This is a genomic window from Herbidospora sp. NBRC 101105 (assembly GCF_030269205.1).
GTDB lineage: Bacteria > Actinomycetota > Actinomycetes > Streptosporangiales > Streptosporangiaceae > Herbidospora > Herbidospora solisilvae.
The window spans coordinates 626,672-651,918 of sequence record NZ_BSSX01000001.1 but is presented as its reverse complement, the minus strand read 5'-3'; the positions used below and the strand labels follow the sequence as shown (position 1 = coordinate 651,918).

General features: G+C 72.3%; 25 protein-coding genes. 11 read left to right on the top strand and 14 right to left on the bottom strand.

From position 1 onward, the window contains the following. Nucleotides 1–4 precede the first annotated feature (4 nt). The 6 genes from QSK34_RS02980 to uraD are packed head-to-tail and all read right to left on the bottom strand — an operon-like array spanning nt 5 to nt 4,314. Entirely contained in the window at nt 5–1,333 is a 1,329-nt protein-coding gene (locus tag QSK34_RS02980) for an 8-oxoguanine deaminase (RefSeq protein WP_285579594.1), read from the bottom strand. Beyond that, nucleotides 1,330–1,806, bottom strand: coding sequence for a (2Fe-2S)-binding protein (locus tag QSK34_RS02975; RefSeq protein WP_161480128.1), 477 nt, complete (start codon nt 1,804–1,806; stop codon nt 1,330–1,332). Before QSK34_RS02975 ends, QSK34_RS02980 begins: the two co-directional genes overlap by 4 nt. Continuing rightward, entirely contained in the window at nt 1,803–2,645 is an 843-nt protein-coding gene (locus tag QSK34_RS02970; protein ID WP_285579591.1) for an FAD binding domain-containing protein, read from the bottom strand. The genes QSK34_RS02975 and QSK34_RS02970 overlap by 4 nt, the downstream gene beginning before the upstream one ends. Then, nucleotides 2,645–3,499, bottom strand: a complete 855-nt coding sequence (gene pucL, locus QSK34_RS02965; RefSeq protein ID WP_285579589.1) for a factor-independent urate hydroxylase — start codon at nt 3,497–3,499, stop codon at nt 2,645–2,647. The genes QSK34_RS02970 and pucL overlap by 1 nt, the downstream gene beginning before the upstream one ends. 3 nt (nt 3,500–3,502) lie before the next feature. After that, nucleotides 3,503–3,844, bottom strand: a complete 342-nt coding sequence (uraH, locus tag QSK34_RS02960) for a hydroxyisourate hydrolase (protein ID WP_030450410.1) — start codon at nt 3,842–3,844, stop codon at nt 3,503–3,505. Beyond that, nucleotides 3,841–4,314, bottom strand: a complete 474-nt coding sequence (gene uraD, locus QSK34_RS02955; RefSeq protein ID WP_285579586.1) for a 2-oxo-4-hydroxy-4-carboxy-5-ureidoimidazoline decarboxylase — start codon at nt 4,312–4,314, stop codon at nt 3,841–3,843. The genes uraH and uraD overlap by 4 nt, the downstream gene beginning before the upstream one ends. A gap of 128 nt (nt 4,315–4,442) precedes the next feature. Here uraD and QSK34_RS02950 point away from each other — a divergent pair, with 128 nt between their 5' ends. Next, nucleotides 4,443–5,279: a deoxyribonuclease IV gene (locus QSK34_RS02950; protein ID WP_285579584.1), complete on the top strand. Its 837-nt coding sequence runs from the start codon at nt 4,443–4,445 to the stop codon at nt 5,277–5,279. Between the two features lie 96 nt (nt 5,280–5,375). Here QSK34_RS02950 and QSK34_RS02945 read toward each other — a convergent pair whose 3' ends face one another. Both QSK34_RS02945 and QSK34_RS02940 read right to left on the bottom strand, forming a co-directional pair. After that, nucleotides 5,376–6,113: a LytR/AlgR family response regulator transcription factor gene (locus QSK34_RS02945; protein ID WP_285579579.1), complete on the bottom strand. Its 738-nt coding sequence runs from the start codon at nt 6,111–6,113 to the stop codon at nt 5,376–5,378. Between the two features lie 28 nt (nt 6,114–6,141). Further along, nucleotides 6,142–6,684, bottom strand: a complete 543-nt coding sequence (locus tag QSK34_RS02940) for a molybdopterin-dependent oxidoreductase (protein WP_285582010.1) — start codon at nt 6,682–6,684, stop codon at nt 6,142–6,144. Nucleotides 6,685–6,959: 275 nt separating this feature from the next. On the opposite strand from QSK34_RS02940, the gene aroF reads away from it, so the two are divergent. Both aroF and QSK34_RS02930 read left to right on the top strand, forming a co-directional pair. Further along, the gene (gene aroF, locus QSK34_RS02935; protein ID WP_285579578.1) at nt 6,960–8,006 is read left to right on the top strand and encodes a 3-deoxy-7-phosphoheptulonate synthase; all 1,047 of its coding nucleotides are present in this window, start codon (nt 6,960–6,962) and stop codon (nt 8,004–8,006) included. An 11-nt stretch (nt 8,007–8,017) separates the two neighbouring features. Beyond that, a complete protein-coding gene (locus QSK34_RS02930; RefSeq protein WP_285579576.1) occupies nt 8,018–9,205 on the top strand; it encodes an MFS transporter in 1,188 nt (395 codons plus the stop codon). Here QSK34_RS02930 and thiI read toward each other — a convergent pair. The 3 genes from thiI to macS are packed head-to-tail and all read right to left on the bottom strand — an operon-like array spanning nt 9,194 to nt 12,186. Next, nucleotides 9,194–10,390: a tRNA uracil 4-sulfurtransferase ThiI gene (gene thiI / locus QSK34_RS02925; RefSeq protein ID WP_285579575.1), complete on the bottom strand. Its 1,197-nt coding sequence runs from the start codon at nt 10,388–10,390 to the stop codon at nt 9,194–9,196. The genes QSK34_RS02930 and thiI overlap by 12 nt on opposite strands. 42 nt (nt 10,391–10,432) lie before the next feature. After that, nucleotides 10,433–11,083 carry a response regulator gene (locus tag QSK34_RS02920; RefSeq protein ID WP_062351398.1) on the bottom strand — a complete coding sequence of 217 codons (651 nt, stop codon included), beginning with the start codon at nt 11,081–11,083 and terminating at the stop codon, nt 10,433–10,435. Next, entirely contained in the window at nt 11,080–12,186 is a 1,107-nt protein-coding gene (gene macS / locus QSK34_RS02915; protein WP_285579572.1) for a MacS family sensor histidine kinase, read from the bottom strand. The genes QSK34_RS02920 and macS overlap by 4 nt, the downstream gene beginning before the upstream one ends. A 143-nt stretch (nt 12,187–12,329) precedes the next feature. Between macS and QSK34_RS02910 the strand changes: the two genes are divergently transcribed. Then, a complete protein-coding gene (locus QSK34_RS02910; protein ID WP_285579569.1) occupies nt 12,330–13,136 on the top strand; it encodes an MHYT domain-containing protein in 807 nt (268 codons plus the stop codon). A gap of 38 nt (nt 13,137–13,174) precedes the next feature. Here the strand turns inward: QSK34_RS02910 and QSK34_RS02905 are convergent, their stop codons facing one another. Further along, entirely contained in the window at nt 13,175–14,200 is a 1,026-nt protein-coding gene (locus tag QSK34_RS02905) for a 6-phosphofructokinase (protein WP_062342535.1), read from the bottom strand. A gap of 107 nt (nt 14,201–14,307) precedes the next feature. Between QSK34_RS02905 and QSK34_RS02900 the strand changes: the two genes are divergently transcribed. Both QSK34_RS02900 and QSK34_RS02895 read left to right on the top strand, forming a co-directional pair. Beyond that, nucleotides 14,308–15,762: an FGGY family carbohydrate kinase gene (locus QSK34_RS02900; RefSeq protein ID WP_285579564.1), complete on the top strand. Its 1,455-nt coding sequence runs from the start codon at nt 14,308–14,310 to the stop codon at nt 15,760–15,762. Then, nucleotides 15,747–18,305, top strand: a complete 2,559-nt coding sequence (locus QSK34_RS02895) for an ABC transporter substrate-binding protein (RefSeq protein ID WP_285579562.1) — start codon at nt 15,747–15,749, stop codon at nt 18,303–18,305. Before QSK34_RS02900 ends, QSK34_RS02895 begins: the two co-directional genes overlap by 16 nt. Here the strand turns inward: QSK34_RS02895 and QSK34_RS02890 are convergent. Beyond that, nucleotides 18,302–19,255: a lactonase family protein gene (locus tag QSK34_RS02890; protein ID WP_285579560.1), complete on the bottom strand. Its 954-nt coding sequence runs from the start codon at nt 19,253–19,255 to the stop codon at nt 18,302–18,304. The two genes, QSK34_RS02895 and QSK34_RS02890, sit on opposite strands and share 4 nt — an antisense overlap. An 88-nt stretch (nt 19,256–19,343) precedes the next feature. On the opposite strand from QSK34_RS02890, the gene QSK34_RS02885 reads away from it, so the two are divergent. From QSK34_RS02885 to QSK34_RS02865, 5 genes are read left to right on the top strand one after another with little or no spacing between them, the layout of a single operon-like run. Further along, on the top strand, nt 19,344–20,255 hold the full coding sequence (locus QSK34_RS02885; RefSeq protein ID WP_285579558.1) for a bifunctional helix-turn-helix transcriptional regulator/GNAT family N-acetyltransferase: 912 nt from the start codon (nt 19,344–19,346) through the stop codon (nt 20,253–20,255). 17 nt (nt 20,256–20,272) lie between these two features. Next, entirely contained in the window at nt 20,273–21,337 is a 1,065-nt protein-coding gene (locus tag QSK34_RS02880) for an LLM class flavin-dependent oxidoreductase (RefSeq protein WP_285579556.1), read from the top strand. After that, the gene (locus QSK34_RS02875; RefSeq protein WP_285579554.1) at nt 21,334–22,095 is read left to right on the top strand and encodes an ABC transporter permease; all 762 of its coding nucleotides are present in this window, start codon (nt 21,334–21,336) and stop codon (nt 22,093–22,095) included. The genes QSK34_RS02880 and QSK34_RS02875 overlap by 4 nt, the downstream gene beginning before the upstream one ends. Nucleotides 22,096–22,105: 10 nt before the next feature. After that, complete coding sequence (locus QSK34_RS02870) at nt 22,106–23,086, top strand: taurine ABC transporter substrate-binding protein (RefSeq protein ID WP_285579553.1); 981 nt, start codon at nt 22,106–22,108, stop codon at nt 23,084–23,086. Then, nucleotides 23,073–24,089: an ABC transporter ATP-binding protein gene (locus tag QSK34_RS02865; RefSeq protein ID WP_285579551.1), complete on the top strand. Its 1,017-nt coding sequence runs from the start codon at nt 23,073–23,075 to the stop codon at nt 24,087–24,089. The genes QSK34_RS02870 and QSK34_RS02865 overlap by 14 nt, the downstream gene beginning before the upstream one ends. 109 nt (nt 24,090–24,198) lie before the next feature. Here QSK34_RS02865 and QSK34_RS02860 read toward each other — a convergent pair whose 3' ends face one another. Beyond that, nucleotides 24,199–25,146: an alkaline phosphatase PhoX gene (locus tag QSK34_RS02860; protein WP_285579548.1), complete on the bottom strand. Its 948-nt coding sequence runs from the start codon at nt 25,144–25,146 to the stop codon at nt 24,199–24,201. Nucleotides 25,147–25,247 lie beyond the last annotated feature (101 nt).

Genomic DNA, 25,247 nt, shown 5'->3' with positions numbered 1-25,247 from the left:
GTCATCATGACCGAAGCAATCGCGCGTGCGCCCGCGCCCCCGCCGCTCCCGCCGCCTCGCCGGAGACCGTGCGGAGTTCGCCGTCCTCGACGACGGTCACGCCGTTGACGATCAGCCGGGCCAGAGGGGGTGTCTGGCCGTAGCCGAGCGCCACGATGGGGTCGGAGGCGGCGGCGTAGGGGCCGTCGACCCGCCAGACGGCGACGTCGGCGAGCTTGCCGGGTTCGAGGGAGCCGATCTCGCTCTCGCGGCCCAGGCAGCGGGCGCCGCCGATGGTGGCGATCTCCAGGGCCTGCCGCGCGGTCAGCGCCCGCGGGCCGTAGCGGGCGCGCTGCATGAGCATCGCCTGGCGGATCTCCCCGGCGAGCGGGATGAACTCGGCCGAGCCGGGGCCGTCGACGCCGAGCCCGACGGTCGCGCCCGCGCGGAGCAGTTCGCTGACCCGGGCGATCCCGGCGCCGAGGCGGCCGTTGGACGAGGGGCAGTGGGCGGTGCCGGTGCCCGTCTCGGCGAAGCGGGCGATGTCGGCGTCGGTGAGGTGCACGCTGTGCGCGATCCACACGTCGGGGCCGAGCCAGCCGAGCGATTCGAGGTACTCGACGGGGAGCATGCCGAACTGCTCCTTGCAGTGGTCGTCCTCGTCGAGGGTCTCGGCGCCGTGGGTGTGCAGGCGGACCTTGAGGTCCCGCGCGAGCGCGGCGGCCTGGCGCATGAGGTCGCCGCTGACCGAGAAGGGCGAGCAGGGCGCGACGGCCACCCGCAGCATCGAGTCGAACAGGGGGTCGTGGTACTTGCGCACCGCCGCCTCGGTCTCGGCCAGGATCTCGTCGAGGGTCTCGACGACCTCGTCCGGCGGCAGGCCGCCCTGCGAGCGGCCCCGGTCCATCGAGCCCCGGCACGGGTGGAAGCGCAGGCCCACCTCGGCGGCGGCCTGGATCTCGGCGGCGAACAGGTCGCCGCGGCCCTTGGGGAACACGTAGTGGTGGTCGGTCGTGGTGGTGCAGCCCGACAGCGCCAGCCAGGCCAGGCCCGCCGTCGCCGCGCCGTGCACGACCTCGGCGTCCATGCGCGCCCAGACCGGGTAGCTGGCCACCAGCCACTCGAACAGGGTGCCGTCGGGGGCCAGGCCCTGCGAGGCCCACTGGTAGAGGTGGTGGTGGGTGTTGACCAGGCCGGGGGTGACCAGGCGGCCGCGGCCGTCGATCCGCTCCCCCGCGCCGGGGTAGGGACCGGCGCCGACCGACACGATGCGGTTGCCCTCGACGGCGACATGGCCGTCGGGGATCTCGGCGCCCACGACCGGGGCGACGTAGGCGTTCTCGATGACGATCACGAACCGGCCTTCCGGCGGGCGGCCAGGCGGACCGCGTCGAGGATCTTCTCGTAGCCCGTGCACCGGCACAGGTTGCCCGCCAGGTGCTCGCGGATCTCCGCGTCGGCGGGCACCCCGTCGTGGCGGGCGATCAGCGAATGGGCCTGGACGATCAGACCGGGCGTACAGAAACCGCACTGGACGGCGCCGCACTCGACGAACGCCTGCTGCACCGGATCGAGCTCCCCCTCGCCGGAGGCCAGCCCCTCGACGGTCAGCACCTCGCGGCCCTCGGCCTGGCCGGCCGCCACGAGGCAGGCGCAGACCGGCTCGCCGTCGAGGTAGACCGTGCAGGAGCCGCACTCGCCCTGTTCGCAGGCGTTCTTCGCGCCCGGCAGGCCGAGCCGCTCCCGCAGGACGTAGAGCAGGCTCTCCCCCGGCCAGACGTCGTCGGCGGTCATCGGCGCGCCGTTGACGGTGACGTTGACCCTCATGACGTCCTCCTGTGTTCCTCCCAGGCCCAGCCGAGCGTGCGGCGGGCCATCACGGCCAGGGCGTGGACGCGGTAGTCGCGGCTGCCCCGGACGTCGTCGATGGGCGCGGCCGCGGCGGCGACGAGCTCCCCGAACCTCCTGCTCACCTCGGGATCACCCGGAGACCAGTTCTCGGCCAGGAAGGCCTCCGCCTCCGTGGCCCGGCGCGGCGTCGGCGCGGCCGAGCCGATCCCGGTGCCGACCGTTCGCGCCGCCACGTCGAGGGCGATGCCGAAGGAGCAGACCGCGATGACCATCGCGTTCCTGGTGCCGATCTTGGAGAAGTACTGCGGGCCCCGCCGCTCCGGCACGTGGACCGCCCGGATCAGCTCGTCGGGCGCCAGCGCGTTGCGCTTGACCCCGGTGTAGAAGTCGCCGATCGGGATCATCCGGACGCCGCCCACCGATTCGGCCTCGACGATCGCGCCGGAGGCGAGCAGCGGCGGGTGGCTGTCGCCCGCCGGGGAGGCCGCGCCGAGGTTGCCCGCGACCGTGCCCCGGTTGCGGATCTGCGGCGAGCCGACCGTGCGGGAGGCCTGCGCCAGGCCGGGCAGCCGGTCTGCGAGCTCGGCGATGATCCGGGTGTAGGTGACCCCGGCCCCGATCCGGACGGTGCCCGACCCGGCCGACCACTCGGTCAGCTCGGTCACGGGCGTGAGGTCGAGCAGCGCCGCCGGGCGGCCCTTGTCGAGGTTGATCTCGACCATGACGTCGGTGCCGCCCTGGACCGGCGTCGCGTCGGGCCGGTCGGCCTTCATCCGCAGGGCCTCGGCCCAGGTGGTCGCACGCAGGAAGTCCATCAGTCCCACGCCTTTCCGGCGCCGGGCGCGTCCTCGCGCAGCACGGCGCCCTCGATCAGGCCGTAGGGGCGGTCGGCGGCGAAGTAGACCTCGCCGTCGTTGTCGAGGCCGAACGGGTCGAGGTCGACGAGGAAGTGGTGCTTGTTCGGCAGTTCGAGGCGGACCTCGCAGACGTCCGGGCAGTCGGTCAGCACCCGGGCGCCCATGGCGTAGAGGGTCTGCTGGAGCGACAGGCTGTAGGTCGTCGCGAAGGCGTCGAGCAGGGCCTCGCGGGCGGTCGCGTAGGAGGCCTCCCAGTCGCCCGGTTCGCCGGCGTGCCGCCAGCGGGCGGTCACGGCGGTGGCCAGCACGCGGTCGCGGGTCTCCGGCAAGGTCGTGTACTCGTCCTTCAGGTAGCCCCAGAACTCCGAGTCGGTCGTGTTGAGCACGACCAGGTCCGTGAGCCCCGAGACCACGGTGGCCGTCTCGCCGTCGTAGTGGACCAGGCAGGTGCGCACCTCCTGGCCCTTGCGGGCGAAGGAGTGGGCGCCGCGGCGCTCCCAGGCGTACTCCTCGATCTCCACGCGGGCGTGGTGGATCGTCGGCTGCCCGTCGACGAAGTGCCGGGCCAGCAGCAGGGCGAACTCCTCGATCGCGGCCACGCCGTGCTTCTTGGCGAACGCGTAGACGGTGTTCTTCTGCGTGTCGGTCGGCAGCACGGCCGCGTTGTCGCCGGTCAGGTGGACGTCGGTCATGTCGCCCGACAGGGACGTGCTGACGTTCAGATCCTTGATCCGGTGCGCGTCGCCGTCCCGGGTGACCCGCACGACCCGGGTCTCGGCTTTGCCGTAGCGGTTGGGGCCGAGCGTGAACACTTTCTAACTCCCCCGGTAGGTCGAGTAGCCGAACGGGCTCAGCAGGAGCGGCACGTGGTGGTGCTGGTCGGCGTCGGCGATGGTGAAGACGACGGTGACCTCGGGGAAGAACGCGTCGTCTCCCAGGTAGCCGCCGGTGTCGAAGATCAGCCGGTAGGTGGCCGCCTCCAGCGTGCCGGTCCACTCGCGGCCGAGCGGCGTCCACTCCCGGATGCGGCCGTCCTTGTCGGTGCGGGCCTCGGCGAGGGCGACGTACCCGTGAGCGGCCCGGCGGGCCAGCCGCACGTGGACGTCGGCGGCCGGGCACCCGCGCGCGGTGTCGAGCACATGGGTGGACAGGCTCACGCGTCCTCCTCCCAGAGCTTGGCCAGCCGCAGCCGGACGATCTTCCCGAGCTCGTCGCGCACGACCATCCGCTCCTTCTCCGGTACGTTGCCCAGACGATCCTCCAAGATCGCCAGCATCTCGGGGGCCGACTTCCCGGTCGCGCAGACGAGGTAGACGTGCCCGAACCGCTCCTCGTAGGCCGCGTTGCCCGCGCTCAGCCGCCGCAGGACGTCCTCCTCGGCGGCGGCGGTGCCCGACTGCTCCTCGCGCGACCACGCCGACTCCCTCGACCCCCCGCCGGAGCGGTCGCCGATCCGGGGGTGCGCGGCCAGCGCCTCCTGGACGTCGGCCCAGTTCAGCATGGCCAGCACCGCGTCGCTGCGGTCGAGGAGCCCGGCCAGGTCGGCATAGGGCCGCCCGGCCACGCCGTCGGCCCAGCGGGCGGACGCGCAGCACGCCAGCAGGTCGTCGCGGCTCGGTTCACGCATGGTCGCCAGTACACAACGCGGCCCCCGCCGAATCCAGCAGCGGGAGCTCTCAAAGCCCCGTCCATGAGCGGCCGATGGTTTGTACGTTGCCACAAACCGCCGAAACCCCCGGGTAACCTGATCCCACTATGAGCACTGGAAACGCGATCGGCGGCCACGTCCTGGTGGCTGGCGGCCTGGCCACCGGAGGGCTGAGGTACGCCGCCGAGATCGGCGCCGAGATGGCCCAGGTCTTCGTCACCAACCCGCGCGGCTGGGCCCTCAACGAGGGCAACCCCGACGAGGACGCCAAACTCCGGGCGTCCGGCCTGCCGGTCTACGTCCACGCGAACTACCTGATCAACTTCGGCTCGCCGACCGAGGCGACGCTGGAGAACTCGATCGCCTCGGTCCGCCACACGCTGCGGCGGGGCCGCGAGGTCGGGGCGCTGGGCGTGGTCGTCCACACCGGCTCGGCGGTCAGCCAGCCGCGCGAGGCGGCGTTCCGGCAGTTGCGCGACCAGTTGCTCCCCCTGCTGGAGGAGATCCCCGACGACGGTCCCGACCTGCTGCTGGAGCCGATGGCCGGGCAGGGCCAGATGCTCTGCGCGACCGTCCAGGACCTCGGCCCCTACCTGTCGGCGCTGGAGTGGCACCCGAAGGCGGGCGTCTGCCTCGACACCTGCCACGCCTTCGCCGCGGGCCACGACCTGTCGACCGCCGAGGGCGTGCGCGAGACCTTCGACGCCCTCCACGCGGTCGCGCCGGGCCGGCTGAAGCTGATCCACGCCAACGACTCCAAAGACGTGCTGGGCGCGAAGAAGGACCGCCACGAGAACATCGGCGCGGGCCACATCGGGGCCCAGGGGTTCGCCGAGATCATGCGCCATCCGGCGGTCGCCGGGGTGCCGCTGTGCATCGAGACGCCCGGCAAGGCCGACAAGCACCGCGAAGACATCGACCTGCTGAAGAAACTCCGCGGATAGCGGGCGGATCCGGCCGTCCCCCGAACGACCGGATCCGTGACCGCAACCTTATTTCCCAGGTCAGCGCCACACCGGCCGATCACGACAGACGGCGTGTCAGGCGCGACGAGCGGTCAGCCGCTCCCTGACCTCCCGCGCGAGCCGCCGCGCGACCGGCAGCGTCTCGGTCCCGACCAGCAGCAGCGCCCGCCCGTCGGCGAACCTCAGCTCGCTGACGTGGCGGGCGTTGACGAGCGTGGACCGATGGGCCCGGATGAACCCGGCCTCCGCCCACCGCTGCTCCAGCGCGGCCATCGAGGTGCGGACCAGGAAGCCGCCCTCGGCGGTCCGGAGCCTGACGTAGTCGCCGCGCGCCTCGGCGAACCAGACGGCGCCGGGGTCGATGAACTTCGTCCGGCCCCCCAGCTCCACCGGGATCGACTCGTGGGCGATCTTCCTCCGCAGATGATCCAGATCGAGCTGGTCGGACAACCACCGGGCCGCGTTGCGGAGGTCGCGGACCACGTCGGGGGCGATCACCGGACCGAGCTCGCCGGTTTCCAGGCCGGCGGGCCGGGCTCGATGCCAGGCCGCCCGCTCGCGGGCCGATCTCGGAGCCGGACCGTGGACCACCAGGGCGCCGACCACCGCGCCCATGATCGTCAAGGGCAGCGCGCCGTCTGAGGGCCTGCCCCGCATGGCCGCCGCCGCCGCGTCCCAGCCGTCGGCGCGGCCCGCCAGGACCTCCGTCGCGGAGGTGATCGTCAACGGGGCGCCGACGGCCCGCTCCAGGTGGGGCAGGGCCGCTCGGGCGGCCTCGGGAGTGAGCCGGAAGGGCACGTCGAAGCAGCACACCCGGGCGAGACTAGACCTCCCGGCCGGGCTAGGGCGGGCCCTCGCCCGGGTCCTCCTGGTATGAGTAGCGCTGCTCGCGCCAGGGGTCGGCGACGTTGTGGTAGCCCCGGTCCTCCCAGAAACCGCGCCGGTCGTCGGTCAGGTATTCGATGGCGCGCACCCACTTGACGCTCTTCCAGGCGTACAGATGAGGGACCACGGCCCTGACGGGGTGGCCGCGCTCGGGGCTGAGCGGCTTGCCGTCGAGCTCGGTCGCGAAGAGGGTCGAGTCGCGGTCGAAGTCGCTCATGCGGACGTTGGCGCTGTAGCCGTACTCGGCCCAGATCATCACGTGGGCGACCCCGTCGGCGGGCGGCACGGCGGCCAGGAACGCCGAGGCGGGCACGCCGGTCCACTCGTTGCCCATGATCGAGAACTTGGTCACGCAGTGGAAGTCGGCCAGCACCGTCGAACGCGGCAGCCGGCCGAAGTCGTCCCAGGTCAGGAAGTGCTGTTCGCCGGACGCGGTGGCGCCGAAGATCTGCAGGCGCCAGGTCGCGGGCCGGAACGTCGGCACCCTGCCGTAGTGCATCACCGGCCTGCCGCGCGGGACGTACTGCCCCGGGGGCAGCCGGTTCTCCTCCTCGGGCGTCTCCGGCACCCGCCCATCCTGTCACCCGCCCCGCGGTGCGCCCGCATCAGGGTTGTGCGATATATTTCGACCATGCTTGGCGCGATCTCGTTTTGGTATGGCGACGGACCCGTGAGGACCGTTCGCCATGAGGTTGTGCGCTAGCAGCCACAGGCGGTCGAAAAGCCCCGGGTCCGATCTAGGACCCGGGGCTTTTCGCGTGTTAAGGAGAAATCATGGTCATCGTCATGGCCCCCGAGGCCACCCAGGAAGACATCACCGAGGTCGTCGCGCTCGTCGCGTCGGCGGGTGGTGAGGCGTTCGTGTCCCGCGGCGTGAGCCGCACGATCATCGGGCTGATCGGCGACGTGGAACAGTTCGCCAGCCTCAATCTGCGCGGTCAGCGCGGCGTCGCCGACGTGATGCGCGTGTCCACCCCCTTCAAGCTCGTGAGCCGCGACAACCATCCCGTCCGGTCGACGGTCCGGGTGGGCGGAGTGCCGATCGGGCCCGACACGGTCACCCTCATCGCGGGGCCGTGCGCGGTCGAGACGCCGCAGCAGACGCTTGAGGCCGCCCAGATGGCCAAGGCCGCCGGGGCCACCCTGTTGCGCGGCGGCGCGTTCAAGCCGCGCACCTCGCCGTACGCCTTCCAGGGCCTCGGCGAGCAGGGGCTGCGCATCCTGGCCGACGTCCGGGAGAAGACCGGGTTGCCGATCGTGACCGAGGTGGTCGACGCCCACGACGTGCCGCTCGTGGCGTCGTACGCGGACATGCTGCAGGTCGGCACCCGCAACACGCAGAACTTCGCGCTCCTGCAGGCGGTCGGCGCGGCCGGGAAGCCGGTCATGCTGAAGCGCGGCATGAGCGGGACCATCGAGGAGTGGCTGATGTCGGCCGAGTACATCGCCCAGCGCGGCAACCTCGACATCGTGCTCTGCGAGCGCGGCATCCGCACCTTCGAGACGGCGACCCGCAACACCCTCGACGTGTCGGCCGTGCCGGTTGCGCAGCGGCTCTCCCACCTGCCGGTGATCATCGACCCGTCCCACTCGGGCGGGCGGCGTGACCTGGTGCTGCCGCTCACCCGGGCGGCGATCGCGGTGGGCGCCGACGGCGTGATCATCGACGTCCACCCGCACCCCGAGCAGGCCCTCTGCGACGGCCCGCAGGCCCTGGTCGACGGCGACCTGGAGGAACTGGCGAGGATCATGCGCGAGTTCCCGCCGCTGCTCGGCCGCACCCAGGCCGCGAACCTGGCCGGGGAGTCGGTGGCGGTGTAGCGTGCGCCCCCGTGGCGTTTGCGGGGGATCTATATAAGAACAAGAACTTTGTCCTGCTGCTCGGTGTTCAGACGTTGTCCGTGCTGGGCGACGCGTTCTCGACCGTGGCGGTGCCGCTCCTGGCGCTGCACGCGACCGGGTCCGTCGCCCAGATGGGCGTGCTCACCGCGCTGACGGGCGTCGCCTCCGTCGTGACCGGCACGTTCGCCGGAGGCATCGTCGACCGGTTCGACCGGCGGCGCGTCCTGGTCGTGTGCGACGTCGGCCGTTTCCTCCTGTACGGCCTGATCCCGGTCCTGTGGTGGGTGACACCGGTGATCTGGCCGCTCTACGTGATCGTCCCCCTGGCGGCCGTGCTCGGCATGGTCTTCAACGTGGCCTATGTGACCGTCCTGCCGTCGATCGTCGACCCGGGCGACATCACCCGGGCCAACGGCATCCTGTACGGGATCTTCGCCGTGGCCGGAGTGGCGGGCCCCGCCCTGGCGGGCGTCGTCTCGGGGGCGTTCGGCCCCGCCGCGGCGATCGGGCTGGACTCGGTCACCTTCCTGGTCTCGGCGTTCGGGCTGCGGTTCATCCGGCTGAGGCCGTACACGAGAGAGAAGAGCGGCGGCCGGCTGGCCGGGGCCAGGTTCCTGCTCGGGAACCCGGTGCTGCGGACCATGACGATCCTGCTGACGGCGCTCATCTTCCTGACGGCGGGCCTCGACGACCTGGTCGTCTTCCACCTGAAGCAGAACCTGGAGCAGCCGGACGCGGTGGTGGGCTACGTGCTGGGCGCGGGCGCGATCGGCACGATCATCGGGTCGATGGCGGTGGCGCGGGTGCGCGGACGGCTCGGTTTCGGCCCGACGTGGTTGTGGTCGACCGCCCTGGCCGGGCTGGCGGTGACCCTGATCGCCCTCGCGCCGGGCGTGGCCGGGATCGGCGCGCTGATGGCGGTGTTCAGCCTGGCGATCTCGGTCGGGGCGATCTGCTCGATGTCGCTGCGGCAGGAGATCACCCCGGCCCACCTGCTCGGCCGGGTGACGGCGGCGTTCTGGACCATCCACTTCGCCCTGGGCCCGGCCGGGGCGACGCTGGCGACGTTCACGGCGGCCGGGCGGGGCGTGGCGCCGGTCGTGGCGGTGATGGGGGCCGGGCTGGTGCTGACCGCGGTCGGCGGCCTGTTCAGCCCGGTCAGGCGGTCAGGACTCTAGCTTGTAGGCCTGGATCGAGTCGGCCAGCTGCACCGCGAGCTCCTCGGCGTCGAGCCGCTTCTCGATCAGCTTCAGGTCTTCGATCTTGGCGGCCAGCTCGGGCTGGCGGGAGGCCAGGATCGTGCAGCAGTCCTCGTCGGGCAGCTCGGAGATGGCCAGGGTGCCGATGCGGCGGGCCTCGGCGATGACCTCCATCTTGTCGAGCCCGATCAGGGGCCGCAGGATCGGCAGGTCGGTCGCGCTGTCCTGGGCCGCGATGTTGGCCATCGTCTGGGACGAGACCTGGCCGAGGGAGTCGCCGGTGATCAGGGCGGTCGCCTTGTGGCGGTGGGCGACCTCCTCGGCGGTCTTCAGCATCAGGCGGCGCTGGGCGATCATCGCCAGGCGGTCGCTGCCGGAGGTGCGGATCGACTGCTGGGCCTTGCCGAACGGCACCACCCAGAGCCGTGAGCGGCCCTGGAAGGCGTCGAGGCGGCGGACCAGGGCGTAGGCCTTGTAGATCGACTCGGTCGTGGTGAACGGGATGCCGGAGAAGTGCAGGAAGTCGACCCGCAGGCCGCGGCGCATCATGCGGTAGGCGGCCACCGGGGAGTCGATGCCGCCCGACAGCAGCGCCAGGCCCCGGCCGCTGGTGCCCACGGGGAGGCCGCCCTGGCCGGGACGGTTGTCGACGTAGACGAAGACCTCGTCGCGGTCGACCTCGATCGAGACGGTGAGCTCGGGGTTCTTCAGGTTGACCGGCAGGCCGTAGGTGTCGTTGATCTCGCTGCCGACGTGCCGGTCGAGCTCGGCGGAGGTCATCGGGAAGCGCTTGTCGCGGCGGCGCGAGCGGACCGCGAAGGTGGCCTTGCGGGCCGCCTCGGGGGTCTCCCTGACCAGTTCGAGGGCGGCCTTGGTGACGACCGAGGGGTCTTTGGCGACTCGCCAGGCCAGGTGGACCAGGACGATGCCGGGCACCTCGCTGACCCGCTTGGCGACCGCCTCGGCGACCTCGACGCCGGTGCCCTCGGGCAGGAACAGGGCGATCACGCCGTGACGCTGGCGCAGGTCGATCTGAAAGCCCGACAGGGCGTGTTTGATGTTCGCGCGCAGCCGGACCTCGAACTGTTCCCGGTTCTTTCCTTTCAGGACGATCTCGCCCAGTTTGAGCAGCACACAGGGCTCACCCAGAGCGGTCATGGTCATGGCGACGATCCTTCGGGAAAGACTGGCGGGAACCTTTTAACTCTAGTCGAGGTCCGCCAGACCTTTTTCGATCGCGTAGCGGACCAGCTCGACGCGGTTGTGCAGCTGGAGCTTGCTGAGGGTGTTCTGCACGTGGTTCTGGACCGTCCGGTGCGACAACACGAGCCGTTCGGCGATCTGCTTGTACGACAGCCCCTTCGCCACCAGCCGCAGCACCTCGGTCTCCCGGTCGGTCAGCCGGGGGCCCTCCTCGGCGGCCTTCGGCTGGGCCGCCAGGCGGCGGTACTCCCCCAGTACCAGCCCGGCCAGGCCCGGCGTGAAGACCGCGTCCCCCTGGGCGGTGCGGGCCACCGCCTCCAGGAAGTCGGCCTGGCTCGCCGACTTCACCAGGTAGCCCGACGCGCCCGCCTTCACCGCCTCCAGCACGTCGTCGTGCTCGGCGCTGGCCGACAGCACCAGCACCTTCGGCGGGTGCTCCGAGGCCCCGAGGCCCCGGGCCACCTCGACCCCGCGCAGGTCGGGGAGCTGGAGATCGAGCACCACCACGTCGGGCCGGACGGCCGCCGCCACCCGGAGCGCCTGGCGGCCCTCGCCGCAGGTCGCCACGATCTCGTAGCCGGCCTCGGCGAGGTCGCGGGCCACGCCCTCCCGCCACATCGGGTGGTCGTCGACGACCATGACGCGCACGCTCATGGCGCCACGATAACCATCTCGATCTCGGTGCCATCAGGGGAGGAGACAATCGTGACCCGGCCGCCCAGAGCGGCCACCCGGCCCCGGATCGACTGTGAGACGCCCAGGCGGCCCAGCCGCTCGGCCTCCTCCAGGCGGCCCTCGGGGATGCCGGGGCCGTCGTCGCGGACGGTCACCGTCACGGCGCCGTCCTCGGCCTCGACGAGGATCCACGCCCTGGTCCCCTCGGGGCAGTGCCGCCGCACGTTGTCGAGCGCGTTGCCGACGGCGGCCGACAGCTCCTCGACGGTGCGGGCGGGCAGCTCGACGGGGGTCGCGGGGGTGGCGACGGTGACCGTGGCCGAGGCGTGGCGGCGCAGGTGGTCGTTGAGGTCGGCCGACTCGGCGGCCGGGGGCCGCGGCGCGGTCCGGACCAGCTCGCGCAGCACGGCCTCCTGCTCGCCCGCCAGGCGGCCCAGCTCGGCCGCCTCGCCGCCGATCTCGGCGCCCCTGCGCTGGACCAGGGCGAGGACCTGCAGCACCGAGTCGTGGATGCCGCGGGCCAGGCGTTCGCGTTCGCGTCCGGCCGCCTCGATCTCGACAGCCCGCTGCATGCGGGCCTCGGCCTGCTTGGCCAGGCGGGCGACGTGGCCGATCACGACGCCGGCCAGGAACAGCAGGACCGCGCCGTTGACCGGGACGGTGTTCAGGTCGAGCACGCCGACCCCGCGCAGCCACACGTCCAGCACGGCGATGACCGCCGCCGCGGCGGCGCCCGCGCGGCGGCCCGCGTAGACCGCCCAGGCGACCACGGGGGCGGCCACCCAGGTGGCGGTGATCGGCATGGTGCCGCGCGGGCCGTCGAAGCCCTGGACCCAGATCGACGACAGCAGGCAGGCGGCGGTGACGAGGAGGTCGGCGGTCAGCAGCGGCCAGCCGCGCAGGCGCTCGCGGGAGTAGGCGTAGGTGGCGAACACGGTCCAGGCGGTCATCAGGACGAGCACCGACCAGGCGGGCCCCGGATTGCCGTAGGCGTCGGCCTCGATCACCAGGACGGCGGCGTAGCCGAGCGAGCAGAACCGGTAGACGGCGATCGCCCGCCAGAAGGGCGTCTCGATGGTCATTTCGGTCATCGTACGACTACATAACGAACGTCACATGAACCCTTGAAACGGACAAACCTCCCGTATGGAGCGGTGCAATAATTTTGTTGCAACCACAACGAGGAGCACGCATGTCCCATATCAACCACTTCTCGCATGGAGCGTTGACTCCTCTCCTCGCCTACCTGATGTCCGTCGTCGGCTCACTGCTCGGCCTCATCCTCACGACCAGGGCCCGGTCGGCGCAGGGCGCCTCGCGCTACCGCTGGCTGGCCGGGGGCGCGCTGGCCATCGGGGGCACCGGCATCTGGGTGATGCACTTCATCGCCATGATGGGCTTCGACGTGGACAGCGAGATCCGCTTCGACGTCGGGCTGACCGCGATCTCGGCGATCGTGGCGGTCGGCGTGGTCTACGGGGGACTCCACGTCGTCTCGCGGGGCGACGGCCTCCCGCGGCTGCTCGCGGGCGGCCTGCTGGCCGGCGCCGGGGTCGGCGCCATGCACTACATCGGCATGTTCGCGATGAGCATGTCGGGAACCCTGGCCTTCGACCCGGTGATGGTGGCGCTGTCGGTGCTGATCGCGATCGTCGCGGCCACCGTCGCCCTCTGGTTCACCCTGAAGGTCGAGGGCCCCCTGGCCACCACCGGCGCGGCCCTCATGATGGGCGTGGCGGTCACGGGCATGCACTACACCGGCATGTACGCCCTCAGCGTCACCCCCGGCGACAACGTGCCCCGGGGCGCCGCGGCCATGGACTTCCTGCTGCCGCTCATCGCCGGCATCAGCCTGATCACCGTGGGCCTGCTGCTGGCGATCCTGCTCTCGCCCTCGGCGCGCGAGATGCGGGAGGACAGCGAACTGCTGGAGCGCCTGCAGCACCGCAGGACCACCCCGGCGACGCCGCCGCCCCCGCCCGCGCCGCAGCGCAGGCAGGACGGCGACGACCTGTTCACGCCGCGCAGGTAGTCCCGCGCGGCGCGCCTGTCCTTCGGGCAGATTCTCGCTTAACCGAAGAACACCTCGGCCTCGGCGTAGCGGTGGACGGGCACGGTCTTCAGCTCGGCCGTCGCGGCGTCGAGGCCGTTGCGCACGATCTCGGTGCCCTGCAGGCCGACCATCTTGCCGAAGTCGCCCTCGTGGACGGCGTCGATCGCGGCGAGGCCGAAGCGGGTGGCCAGCACGCGGTCGTAGGCCGTCGGGGTGCCGCCGCGCTGGATGTGGCCGAGGACCGTGGTGCGGGCCTCCTTGCCGGTGCGCTTCTCGATCTCCTGGGCGAGACGGTCGCCGATGCCGCCGAGGCGGACGTGGCCGAACGCGTCGAGCTCGCCGGCCTGCAGCTCCATCTGGCCGTCGATCGGGTGGGCGCCCTCGGCGACCACGATGATCGGGGCGTAGCGGGTCTTGAAGCGCGACTCGACGTACTCGCAGACCTTGTCGATGTCGAACGGCTTCTCGGGGATCAGGATGACGTTGGCCCCGGCGGCCATGCCGGCGTGCAGCGCGATCCAGCCCGCGTGGCGGCCCATGACCTCGCAGATCAGGGCGCGGTGGTGGGACTCGGCGGTGGTGTGGAGGCGGTCGATGGCCTCCATCGCGATGTTCACCGCGGTGTCGAAACCGAAGGTGTAGTCGGTCGCGTTCAGGTCGTTGTCGATGGTCTTCGGCACGCCCACGACGTTCACGCCACGGTCGAAGAGCTGCTTGGCGACGCCAAGGGTGTCCTCACCGCCGATGGCCACCAGGGCGTCGACACCCTGCGCGGCAAGGTTCTCCTTGATGCGCTCGACGCCACCCTCGATCTTGATCGGGTTGGTGCGCGAGGAGCCGAGGATGGTGCCACCGCGCGGCAGGATGCCGCGCACGGACTGAACGTCGAGGGGCATCGTGTCGCCCTCGAGCGGGCCGCGCCAGCCGTCGCGGAACCCCACGAACTCGTGACCGTAGACCGTGACGCCCTTGCGGACCACGGCCCGGATCACGGCGTTCAGACCGGGGCAGTCGCCGCCGCCGGTGAGCACTCCAATACGCATGTCGGGTTCCTCCATATGAGATAGCGCGGCCAGACTGTGTCTGGACGCCGACGGTGGCATTCTGCCGTGACGGCGCAACAATGGTCTAGACCAAAAAGTGAGGCGCCGTGGCGGTTTTGGCGATAGACGCTGGTACGACCGGTGTGACCGCACTCGTGGTGGGTGAGGACGGCCACATCGACTCGCGCGGGTACCAGGAGTTCGAACAACGGTTCCCGGAACCCGGATGGGTCGAGCACGCGCCCGACGACATCTGGCGCGCGACGCTGGCAGCCTGCCGCACCGCTCTGGCCAGGGCAAGCACCACTGTGCGGTGCGTCGGACTGACCAACCAGCGCGAGACGGCGGTGGTGTGGAACGCCACCACCCTCGACGCGCCGCGTCATGCCATTGTCTGGCAGGACCGCAGGTCCTCCGGCATCTGCGCCCGCCTTCGTGACGAAGGTCACGAGCCCCGTGTGACCGAACTCACCGGCCTGCGGCTCGACCCCTACTTCACCGGCACCAAGCTGACCTGGCTGGCCGAGCACGACCCGGAGGCCTGGGCGGCGAAGGACCTGGCGCTCGGGACGGTCGACAGCTACCTGGTGGCCCGGCTGACCGGCGGCGCCCGCCACGTGACCGACCCGTCGAACGCCTCCCGCACCCTTCTCTACGACATCCACGCGGGCGCCTGGTCTCCGGAGCTCTGCGACCTGTTCGGGGTGCCGATCGGCGCGCTGCCCGAGGTGGTGCCCAACTACGGCGAGATCGCCCGCACCGACCCCGGCCACTTCCTCGGCCTCGACCTGCCGATCAGCGGCATGGCCGGCGACCAGCAGGCCGCCCTGTTCGGCCAGACCTGCTTCGAGGTCGGCGACGTCAAGTGCACGTACGGGACCGGCTCCTTCGTCCTGGTCAACACCGGCCGCGAGGCGGTGGCCTCCGACGCGGGCCTGCTGACCACGGTCGCCTGGCAGGAGCCCTCCGGCGAGCTGACCTACGCCCTCGAAGGCGCGATCTTCGTGACCGGCGCGGCGGTCCAGTGGCTGCGCGACGGGCTCGGCCTGATCGGGACGGCGGCCGAGTCGGAGGAGCTGGCCCGCTCGGTGCCCGACGCGGGCGGCGTGGTGTTCGTGCCCGCCCTCACCGGCCTGGGCGCGCCGCACTGGGATCCCGACGCCCGGGGCACCATCACCGGCCTCACGCGGGGGACGACCAAGGCCCACCTGGCCCGCGCCACGCTCGACGCGATCGCCTACGAGGTGCGCGACATCGTGGCCACCATGTCCGAGCGGGTGACCGTGCTCAAGGCCGACGGCGGCGGCAGCGCCAACGACCTGCTCATGCAGGTCCAGGCCGACCAGCTCGGCATCCCGGTCGAACGCCCGGTGGTCCAGGAGACGACCGCGCTCGGCGCGGCCTTCCTGGCCGGCCTGGGCGCGGGGGTGTGGTCGACCCGCGAGGAGCTCAAGCACACCTGGCGGCTCGACAAGCGGTTCGAGCCCGGCCCCCGCGACGAGCGCGCCTACGACGACTGGCTCCGCGCGGTGAGCCGCTCGCGGGGGTGGGCCACGCGGTGACGGCCGACCTGCGCGGCGATTTAGCCGGATTCCTGCGCCGGCCCTGGTTCTGGCGGCGCGACCAGCAGTTGCCCGTGGTGCTGGTGACCGGCGACGACGGGCCCTCCGTGGTCGCCGAGCTGACCGCCCCGTTCGTCGACCACCTGCCGACCGCGCTGGTCCGCGACGGCGAGCAGGGGTCGGTGCTCGCGCTGGTGTCGGCGCTGGCCGGGCCGCGCGGCCAGCTCGGCCGGCCGGTCGGCGGCTCGTTCCTGCCGCCGCCCCGGTTCCCGCTGGCCCAGTTCGTGCTCTGGGCCGCCGGGCAGCACCACGCGCCCGAACCGCAGTCCCACGAGGGCTACCAGGACTTCCGCCGGCGGCTGCGCGACCGCCGGCGCGGCCCCGCCGACGCCTCGCTCCGCCTGGTCGCCGACTTCTTCATCGGCCGGGCCGCGCTGACCTGGGTGCCGATCGGCACGATCGTCGTCTGGCTGCTGGCCGGGCCGACCGACCTGGTCGGCGTCATCCCGTGGGTGCTGGGCGCGCTCGTGACCGTGCTCGGCATCGGCGGCCAGGGCCTCGCCACGATCCGGGGCTGGTTCTTCTACGGCTGGTTCCGCCGCCAGCCGGTGCTGCGCCGCAACCCGTGGGAGAGGCTCGCCTGGTACGCGCTGCGGCTGGCCAACGCCGGCCCCGAGGAGATCGAACGGCTGGCGGTCAACGCCATGTGCGAGGACCTGCGGCAGGCGTACCAGAAATGGCGCATCCCGTGGCCGAGCTGGGGGCGCGGGCTCTACTGCCTGCTGCGATTACAGATCGCCGACCCCCATGGGGTGACCGCCCGGTTCCTGCGGCTGCTGGAGGACGCCGCCGCGCTGACCGGTCGTCCGGTCCCCGTGGTCGTGGTCGCCTCGGTGCCCGAGGAGCTGGCCGACCCCCGGCCGATCGCGGCGACCCCGCTCGCCGACATCACCGGCCACGTCGCGACGTGGCGGCGGGAGCACCGGGGCCGCCGGATGCCGGTCCGGCTCGTGATCGGGCCCGGCGACCACGCCGCCCACCCCGGGGTGCCGCACCGCTTCCGCCCCCTCGCCCACCAGGCGCGGGCGTGGATCTACTGGGCCGTCGTGCTGGCGGTGCTGCCCGGCCTGATCATCGGGTTCGTCGTGGTCAACCTGTCCGACCGCGCGGCCCACTGCGGCGGCCTCCCCTACGTCGACCGCGTCGGCGGCGAGTGCGTGGGCGTGGTCAACGCCACCGAGCCCGCCCCCGACGGCCTGTTCGCCAAGCCGATCGCCGACCTGGTCCGGCGCATCGACGCCAACAACGCCTACGCCGTCGAGTCGGAGCAGTACGTCACCGTGGCCCTGTTCGGCGAGTACTCGGTCCGGCAGACCGCCCAGGACGACACCCGCTTCCCCAGCATGGTCTCGGAGCTGACGGCCGCCGAGGAGTACCAGCGCACCCTGCAGAACCCGCTGCGCCTGCGCGTCCTGATCGTCAACGCGGGCGACAACTTCGTGCACGGCGGCCGGGCCGCCGACCTGGTGGCGCGGCTGGCCGACGACGACCCCCACCTGGTCGGGGTGGTGGGCCTGGGCCGCAGCGTCGGCGGCGTGGAGCAGGCGGTCGACCGGTTCGACGCCGCCAAGATCCCCGCCATGACCACCACGGCCACGGCCGACGACCTCGGCATCGTGGGCGACCGTCCCTCGCCCTACTTCTTCCGGGTCGGCCCCACCAACTTCCGCGAGGCCACCCTGTCGGCCCGGTTCGCCCGCCGCACCCTCGGGGCGGACACCGCGGTGATCGTCCAGGACGGCACCGCCGACGACACCTACACCAACAACCTGGCCGACGACTTCGCCACGGCGCTCACCGCCGAGGGCGTCGAGGTCGGCACGCCGGTCGCCTACGGCGCCTCGGGCGAGGGCATGTCGGGCGCGGTCGCCGCGGCCTGCGACCACGGGGCCGACGTGTTCATGTACGCCGGCCGCGCCCGCGAGTTCGTCGGCTTCCTGAAGTCCCTGGAGGGCAGCAGCGCGTGCGGCGCCGGGGTGCTGAAGGTGGTCGCGGGCGACGACGTGATCAGGGTGGTCGCCGACCACCGGGCCGAGATCGCCGCGATGACGCAGACCGAGGTCTACCACGTCGCGCTGGCCAGCCGGGAGATGTGGGTCGGCGTCAACCCGACCGGCTTCGTCACCTCGTTGCGGAACGGCGCCCACCCCGACGCGGCCGACGACAACCTGATCCTGACCTACGACGCGGTCGACGTCGTCTACCGCGCGGCCGACCGCGCCTACCGGCCGGGCGACGACCTGCCCAGCCGGGGCGACGTCCTCTACCGCCTGGCCCGCACTTCGGGCCCGTCGGCGTGGAACGGGTCGAGCGGCGTCATCGACTTCGGCCACGGCGAACGGCACGACCCGGTGAACAAGGCCGTCGGCGTCATGAAGGTCGAGGAGAGGCCGACGCCGCCGCTGGTCCGCTGCGGGCCGCTCGACGCCGACGAGAGACCCGCCCGGGACCCGCTCTGCGAGAACTTGCCGGACGCTCCTTAGAGAAGGACGCAGGTCGGGGTCGGCACGGCCAGCACGTGGCCGGTCGGCTCCGGCACGCCGCCCGTCAGCCGGAAGCAGGCCACGCCCCCCGAGCGCTGGTTGGCGACGTAGAGGTCGTCGCCGTCGATCGCGAAGTGGCGGGGCCAGTCGCCGCCGCAGTCGACCTCGGCGAGCATCTTGAACGTCTCGGGGTCGAAGACGCTGATCGTGTTGGGGCCCCGGTTGGCGACGTAGAGCCGGTCGCGGTGGAGCTGGACGTGCGACGGGTAGTTGGCGCTGTCGCGGCCGCTCGCCGGGAACTGGCCGATCGGGTGCCACTTCGGGTCGAAGGCGTGGACCTGGCCGTCGAGCTCGCCGGTGACGAACCAGCCGGTGGGGGCGCTCGTCAGGTGGCGGGGGCCGGTGCCGGGGGTGAGCACGAGCGGTTCGAGCTCGGTGACCTCGGCCTGGACCCGCCACTGGCGGATCTGGTCGGCGCCCAGGTCGGTGACGTGGAGGATGCCGGCCTCGAAGACGGCCTGGTGGGCGTGGGGGCCGCGCTGGCGGTCGGAGTCGGGGCCCGAGCCGTAGCCGGGGAAGAGCAGCGGCGGGCCGGTGAACAGGCCGTCGTCGTCGAGCGCGTGCAGGGCCACCATGCCGTCGCCGTAGTTGGCCACGGCCAGCCATCGGTCGGCGACGGCCACGTGGCACGGGGAGTCGCCGCCGCTCGACCGGGTCGCCAGGCGCTCGGGGTCGTCTGTCGCGGTGAAGGCGGTGATCGTGCCGTGGGGGGCCTCGCCGACGGCGTACAGGACCGGGAGCGTCGGATGGGCGGCGAGGAACGAGGGACCGGAGACGGCGGCGACGCCGACCTCGGTCAGGGCGCCCGTCTCGGCGCGGGCGGCGACGGTGACGCCGGCCCCCGCCCCTCCGGTGTCGGGTGTGTAACCCCCGATGTAGACCGTGCTCACGTCGCTCCTTCGAGAAGGCGGGCGGGTTTCGAACCCTAGCGCATCGGGTTTATCGTTGCCCGAGTCAACGGTTTACTTGAGGAGAGCAATGGACCCGATCGCGGAGGTCCGCGCGTTCAACCGCTTCTACACCGAGGTCATCGGCGTGCTCGGCCCCGGCATGCACGACTCGCCCTATTCGCTGACCGAGGCCAGGGTCCTGTACGAACTGGGCCAGACCCCCCGCCCCATGGAGACCGGGGAGATCCGCCGGGCGCTCGGCCTCGACGCCGGCTACCTCAGCCGCCTGCTGGCCCGGCTGGAGGCCGACGGGCTGGTGACCCGCGAACGCGCCGGTCACGACGCCCGCCGCCAGGTCGTGGCGCTCACGGAGGCCGGGAGGAGGACGTACACGGAACTGGACGAGAAGTCGGCGGCCCAGGTCGCCGGGCTGCTCGACGGGGCCGACCTGCCGCGCCTGCTGGGCAGCATGGCCGCGATCAGGGAGATCCTCGGCGGCGGGCCCGAGAGCGGCGCCGTGGTCATCCGGCCGCCCCGGCCCGGCGACCTCGGCTGGGTGGTGCAGCGGCACGGCGCGATCTACGCCCGCGAGCAGGGCTGGGGGCCCGGCTTCGAGGCCTTGGTGGCGCGGATCTGCGCCGACTTCCTCGACCACCGCGACGACCCGGGCCAGGCCGGGTGGATCGCCGAGATCGACGGCCGCCCGGCGGGCTGCGTGTTCTGCGTCCGGAACGACGACGAGACGGCCCAGCTGCGGCTGCTGCTCGTCGAGCCCTGGGCGCGCGGGCGCGGGGTCGGCGCCCGGCTGGTGGAGGAGGTGATGCGGTTCGCCGCCGACGCCGGGTACAGGCGGATCCGGCTCTGGACGCGCGACGTGCTGACCTCCGCCCGGCGGATCTACAAGGCGGCCGGATTCCAGGTCACCGGCACCGAGCAGGGCGACGGTTTCACGGACGAGATCTGGGAGCGCGACATTCCCCGCTTTACTGATGGGAATTAGCGGAATATGCTCCCGGCATGCGGTTCCACTGGTTCCTCCCGACCTCGGGCGACGGCCACCACGTCCGCCCGGCGACCACCACGGTGGCGGCCGGCGCGGCGCCGGTCCGGCACCCCACGCTCCGATATCTCACCCAGGTCGCCCAGGCGTCCGAGTCGGCCGGCTTCGAGGCCGTGCTCACCCCGGTCGGCCTGGGCTGCCCCGACCCGCTCGTCACCTGCGCGGCCGTGGCGGCCACCACCGACCGGATCGGCCTGCTGGTCGCCTTCCGGCCCGGTTTCACCCTGCCGACCCTGCTCGCCCAGCAGGCCGAGGCGTTCCAGGAGATCAGCGGCGGGCGGCTGCGCCTCAACGTCGTCACCGGCGGCGACCCCGCCGAGCAGCGCGCCTACGGCGACTTCCTGAACCACGACGAGCGCTACGCCCGCACCGCCGAATACCTCCACGTGCTGCGCCGGACCTGGGAGGGCGAACCCTTCTCCTTCACCGGCGAGCACTACCGGGTCGAGAACGCGGGCCTGGCCACGCCGCTGGCGAACCCGCCGGAGATCTACTTCGGCGGCGCCTCCCCGGCGGCCGAGAAGGTCGCGGCCGAGCACGCCGACGTCTACCTGATGTGGGGCGAGCCGCCGGCGATGATCGCCGAGCGCCTGGAGCGCATGCGCAAGCTCACCGCCGAGACCGGCCGCACCCTGCGCTACGGCATCCGCCTCCACGTCATCGCCCGCGACACCTCCGAGGAGGCCTGGGCGTACGCCCGGCACCTGCTGTCGGGCATGGACCCCGACCGGATCGCCGCCGCGCAGGCCCGCTTCGCCCGCATGGACTCCGTCGGCCAGGCCCGCATGGCCGGCCTCCACGGCGGCAGCGCCGACGACCTGGAGATCTCCCCCGGGCTGTGGGCAGGCGTCGGGCTGGTCCGCGAGGGCGCCGGAACCGCGCTCGTCGGGTCGTACGCCGAGGTCGCGCGGCTGATCCGCGAGTACGCCGCCCTCGGTCTCGACGAGTTCATCCTGTCGGGCTGGCCACACCTGGAGGAGTCGATCCGGGCCGGCGAGTTCCTGCTGCCGCTGCTCAGATGAACCTCGCCCTGCGCCTCGGGGCCGTCCTGTTCCTGCTCGCGATCTGGCAGGTGGTGGCCTGGCTGAAGATCTGGCCGCCGGTGTTCGTGCCGGAACCGGTCGCCGTCTGGGACCAGCTGCTGCGCACCTCCACCGAGGGCTACAGCGGGTACACCCTGGCCGGTCACCTGCTGGCCAGCCTGCGCCGGATCGTCCTCGGCTGCCTCTACGGCATCGGCGGCGGCATCGTGCTCGGGCTGCTCATCGGGGTCGTCCCGGTGCTGCGCACGCTGCTCAACCCGCTGGTCACCTTCGTGCGCACGCTGCCGCCGCTGGCCTACCTGAGCCTGCTCGTCATCTGGTTCGGCATCGGCGAGGAGCCCAAGGTGTGGCTGCTGCTGCTCGCGGCGCTGCCGCCCGTGGCCGTCGCCACCGCCGACGCCGTCAGGGGCGTGCACGACGACTACCTGAACGCCGCCCGCTCGCTGGGCGCCCGCCCGTGGGAGATCCCCTACCGGGTGGTGCTGCCCAGCGCCCTGCCCGAGATCGTGACCGGAGTTCGGGTGGCGGTGGGGGTGGCGTACACGACCGTCGTGGCCGCCGAGACCGTCAACGGCGTACCCGGCATCGGCGGGATGGTCCGCGACGCCCAGCGCTACAACCAGACCGACGTCGTCGTGCTGGGGATCATCGTCATCGGCCTGTCCGGCCTGCTCATCGACTACCTGCTGCAGACGCTCGACCGGCGGCTCGTGCCCTGGCGCGGCCGTCACATCTGAAGGAGCCCCCTTGAAACGCGTCATAGTGGCGCTGCTGGTGCTGGCCACGGCCTGCTCCGCCCCCGCCGGCGAACCCGCCAAGACCGCGCTGCGGATCGGCTACCAGCTCATCCCCAACGGCGACCTGATCGTGAAAGACCAGAAGTGGCTGGAGCAGGCGCTCCCGGACACCGAGATCACCTGGAGCAAGTTCGACTCCGGCGGCGACGTCAACACGGCCATGATCGCCGGGGCGATCGACATCGGCCTGGCCGGCAGCTCGCCGGTGACCCGCGGCCTGTCGGCGCCGCTCAACATCCCCTACCGGGTGCCGTGGATCTTCGACGTGATCGGCGACAACGAGGCCCTGGTCGCCAAGAAGGAGATCACCTCGGTCGCCGGCCTGGCCGGGAAGACGATCGCGACCCCGTTCGCGTCCACCGCCCACTACAGCCTCCTGGCGGTCCTGGAGGAGGCCGGCGTGACCGACGCCAAGGTCATCGACCTCCAGCCGCCGGACATCCAGGCCGCGTGGGTACGCGGCGACATCGACGCCGCCTACGTCTGGACGCCGGTCCTGGCCGAACTGGAGAAGGACGGCGCCGTCCTGGCCACCAGCCGCGAGCTGGCCGGGAAGGGCAAGCTCACCGCCGACCTGGCGGTGGTCCGCAACGAGTTCGCCGACAAGCACCCCGAGATCCTCCAGGAGTGGCTCAAGCAGCAGGACCGTGCGGTCAAGCTGACCCGCACCGACGCCGCGGCAGCGGCGGCGGCCATCGGCCGCCAGCTCAACCTCGACCCCGCCGAGGCCGGCCGTCAGCTCGGCCAGCTCGTCCTGCTCGACGCCGCCGAGCAGCGCTCCCCCTACTACCTGGGCACCGCCGACGCGCCCGGCAAGCTGGCGGAGAACCTGCGCAGCGCGGCGGAGTTCCTGGCCGGCCAGAAACAGCTCGACGCGGTCCCGGACCTGACGGTTTTCCAGAAGGGCCTGCTGCCCAATGCCCTCCCCTGACCCGAGGGCCGACCAGACCCCGGGTTCCGCCGTCGTGGAGGCGACGGAACCCGGCCCGGCGGCAGTCCCGGCGAGCGGCCCGACGAGCGGCCCGACAACCGGCAAGGCGACCGGACCGGCGACTGGACCGGCGGCCGGACCGACCAGCGAACCGACCAGCGAACCGACCAGCGAACCGACCAGCGAACCGACCAGCGAACCGACCAGCGGACCGGCGAGCGGGCCGGCGAGCGGGCCGGCGAGCGGGCCGGCGAGCGGGCCGGCGAGCGGCTCGGTGACCGGCTTGGCGGCGATCGAGCTGCGGGGGGTGACGCGGGTCTACCGTGACCGCCCGGCGCTCGGGCCGATCGACCTGGTCATCCCCGCAGGGGAGTTCCTGACCGTGGTCGGGCCGTCGGGCTGCGGCAAGAGCACGTTGCTGAGCCTGGTGGCGGGGTTCGCCCCGCCGACGGCCGGGACCGTGCTGGCCGACGGGGCGCCGGTGAGCGGGCCGGGGCCGTCCCGGGGCGTGGTGTTCCAGCAGCCCCGGTTGTTCCCGTGGTTGTCCGTGTCCGGAAATATCGCATTCGGGCTGCGGCGGTCGCCCAAGGCCGCCCGGAAGGAGCGGGTCGCCGAGTTGCTGGCCATGACCGGGCTCGAAGGCGCGGCCAAGCTGAAGCCCTACGAGCTGTCCGGCGGCATGCGGCAGCGGGCCGCCATCGCGCGGGCGCTCGCGCCGCGCCCGAAGGTCCTGCTGATGGACGAACCCTTCGGCGCCCTCGACGCCTTCACCCGTGAACGCATGCAGGAGGAGATCCGCGAACTCTGGCGGGACACCGGGGTGACGGTGCTGTTCATCACCCACGACGTCACCGAGGCGACCACGCTGGGCACCCGCGTCATCGCCCTGGCGGGACCGCCCGGCCGCATCACCCTCGACGCCCGGGTCGGCGGCGATCTACGCGAGAAAGTGGAGGCCGCGATCAGGGACGCCGCCTCGGCCCGCGCCGCAGCGGCCGGATGACGAGGACCAGGTCAGCGATCCGGGTATGCCCTCTCGGCCGCACCTGAGGCTCCTGAACAAGACCGTCGACGACGATCTGGGTTCGGCCGATGCGGTCGTACCGAGGAGATCAGCCCTTGAAGGGGCCGGTGACCTCGTAGGTGATCCCGCCCTCCCGGGAGGAGAAGTAGAGGCGCTCCCCATCGGGGGAGAACGCCAGGCCGGTGATCGACTTCTCCGGGCCGCCGACACGCAGGAGCGGGGTCACCGCGCCGTCGTCGCCGATGATGTTGATCTCGCCGTCGCGGGTGACGAACAGGTCGCCCGGTCCGGCCAGCAGTCTCGGGTCGGCCCCGTAGAGGACCGAGAGCTCGCCCGCCGACGGGTCGTACGACCACACCCGGTCGTCGCCGGTCGAGAAGTAGCAGTAGCCCCCCGACGTGGAGCAGCGTCCGGCCCGCTCGAAGCGCAGCGCGCCCTCGACCTGGTCGCGGGTGGGGGCGTCGGTGGCGGCGGGGTTGGGGACCCGCGACCACGTCACCTTCCCGGCGCCGGAGCCGACCATGACCTCCAGGACCCCCGTCGTCAGGTCGCGCCAGTCGTCGGGGCGGAACCGGTAGAGGCAGCCCTCGGGATGGTCTTCGGTCAGGTAGACCACCTGGCCGACCTCGTCGCACACGGCGCTCTCGTGCCGGAACAGGCCCATGGCCAGGCGCGGCATCGCGGCGAAGTGGCCGTAGGGGTCGCACTCGAAGACCCGGCCGCGGCTGCTGTCCTCACACGACAACCACGTGTTCCACGACGTCGCTCCCCCGGCCCGGTTGCTGTCGGTGCCCGACAGGATGCGGTAGCCGGAGCGGATCGACCCGTCGGGGCCGAACCGCAGCGCCGACACCCCGCCGAGGAGCGGGATCTCGGAGTTGGAGACGTAGATCCAGCCGTCGCCGTCGGCGAAGCACGCGCCGTCGTCGGGCGCCTGGTGCCAGGTGAGCCCCCCGACCCGTTCGCCCGTGCGGCCGACCACGCGGCTGGTGAAACCCTCGGCCAGCTCGATGGCCGGATCTTCACATGTTCTCATCAGGGCCGCGAACCTCCCCGAACCGGCAGCCATGTAACCTCCCTCGCAAATCACGCTACGCGCGGCAGGCGGGGCCAGTCGAACCGAGTGACGTGAACTTA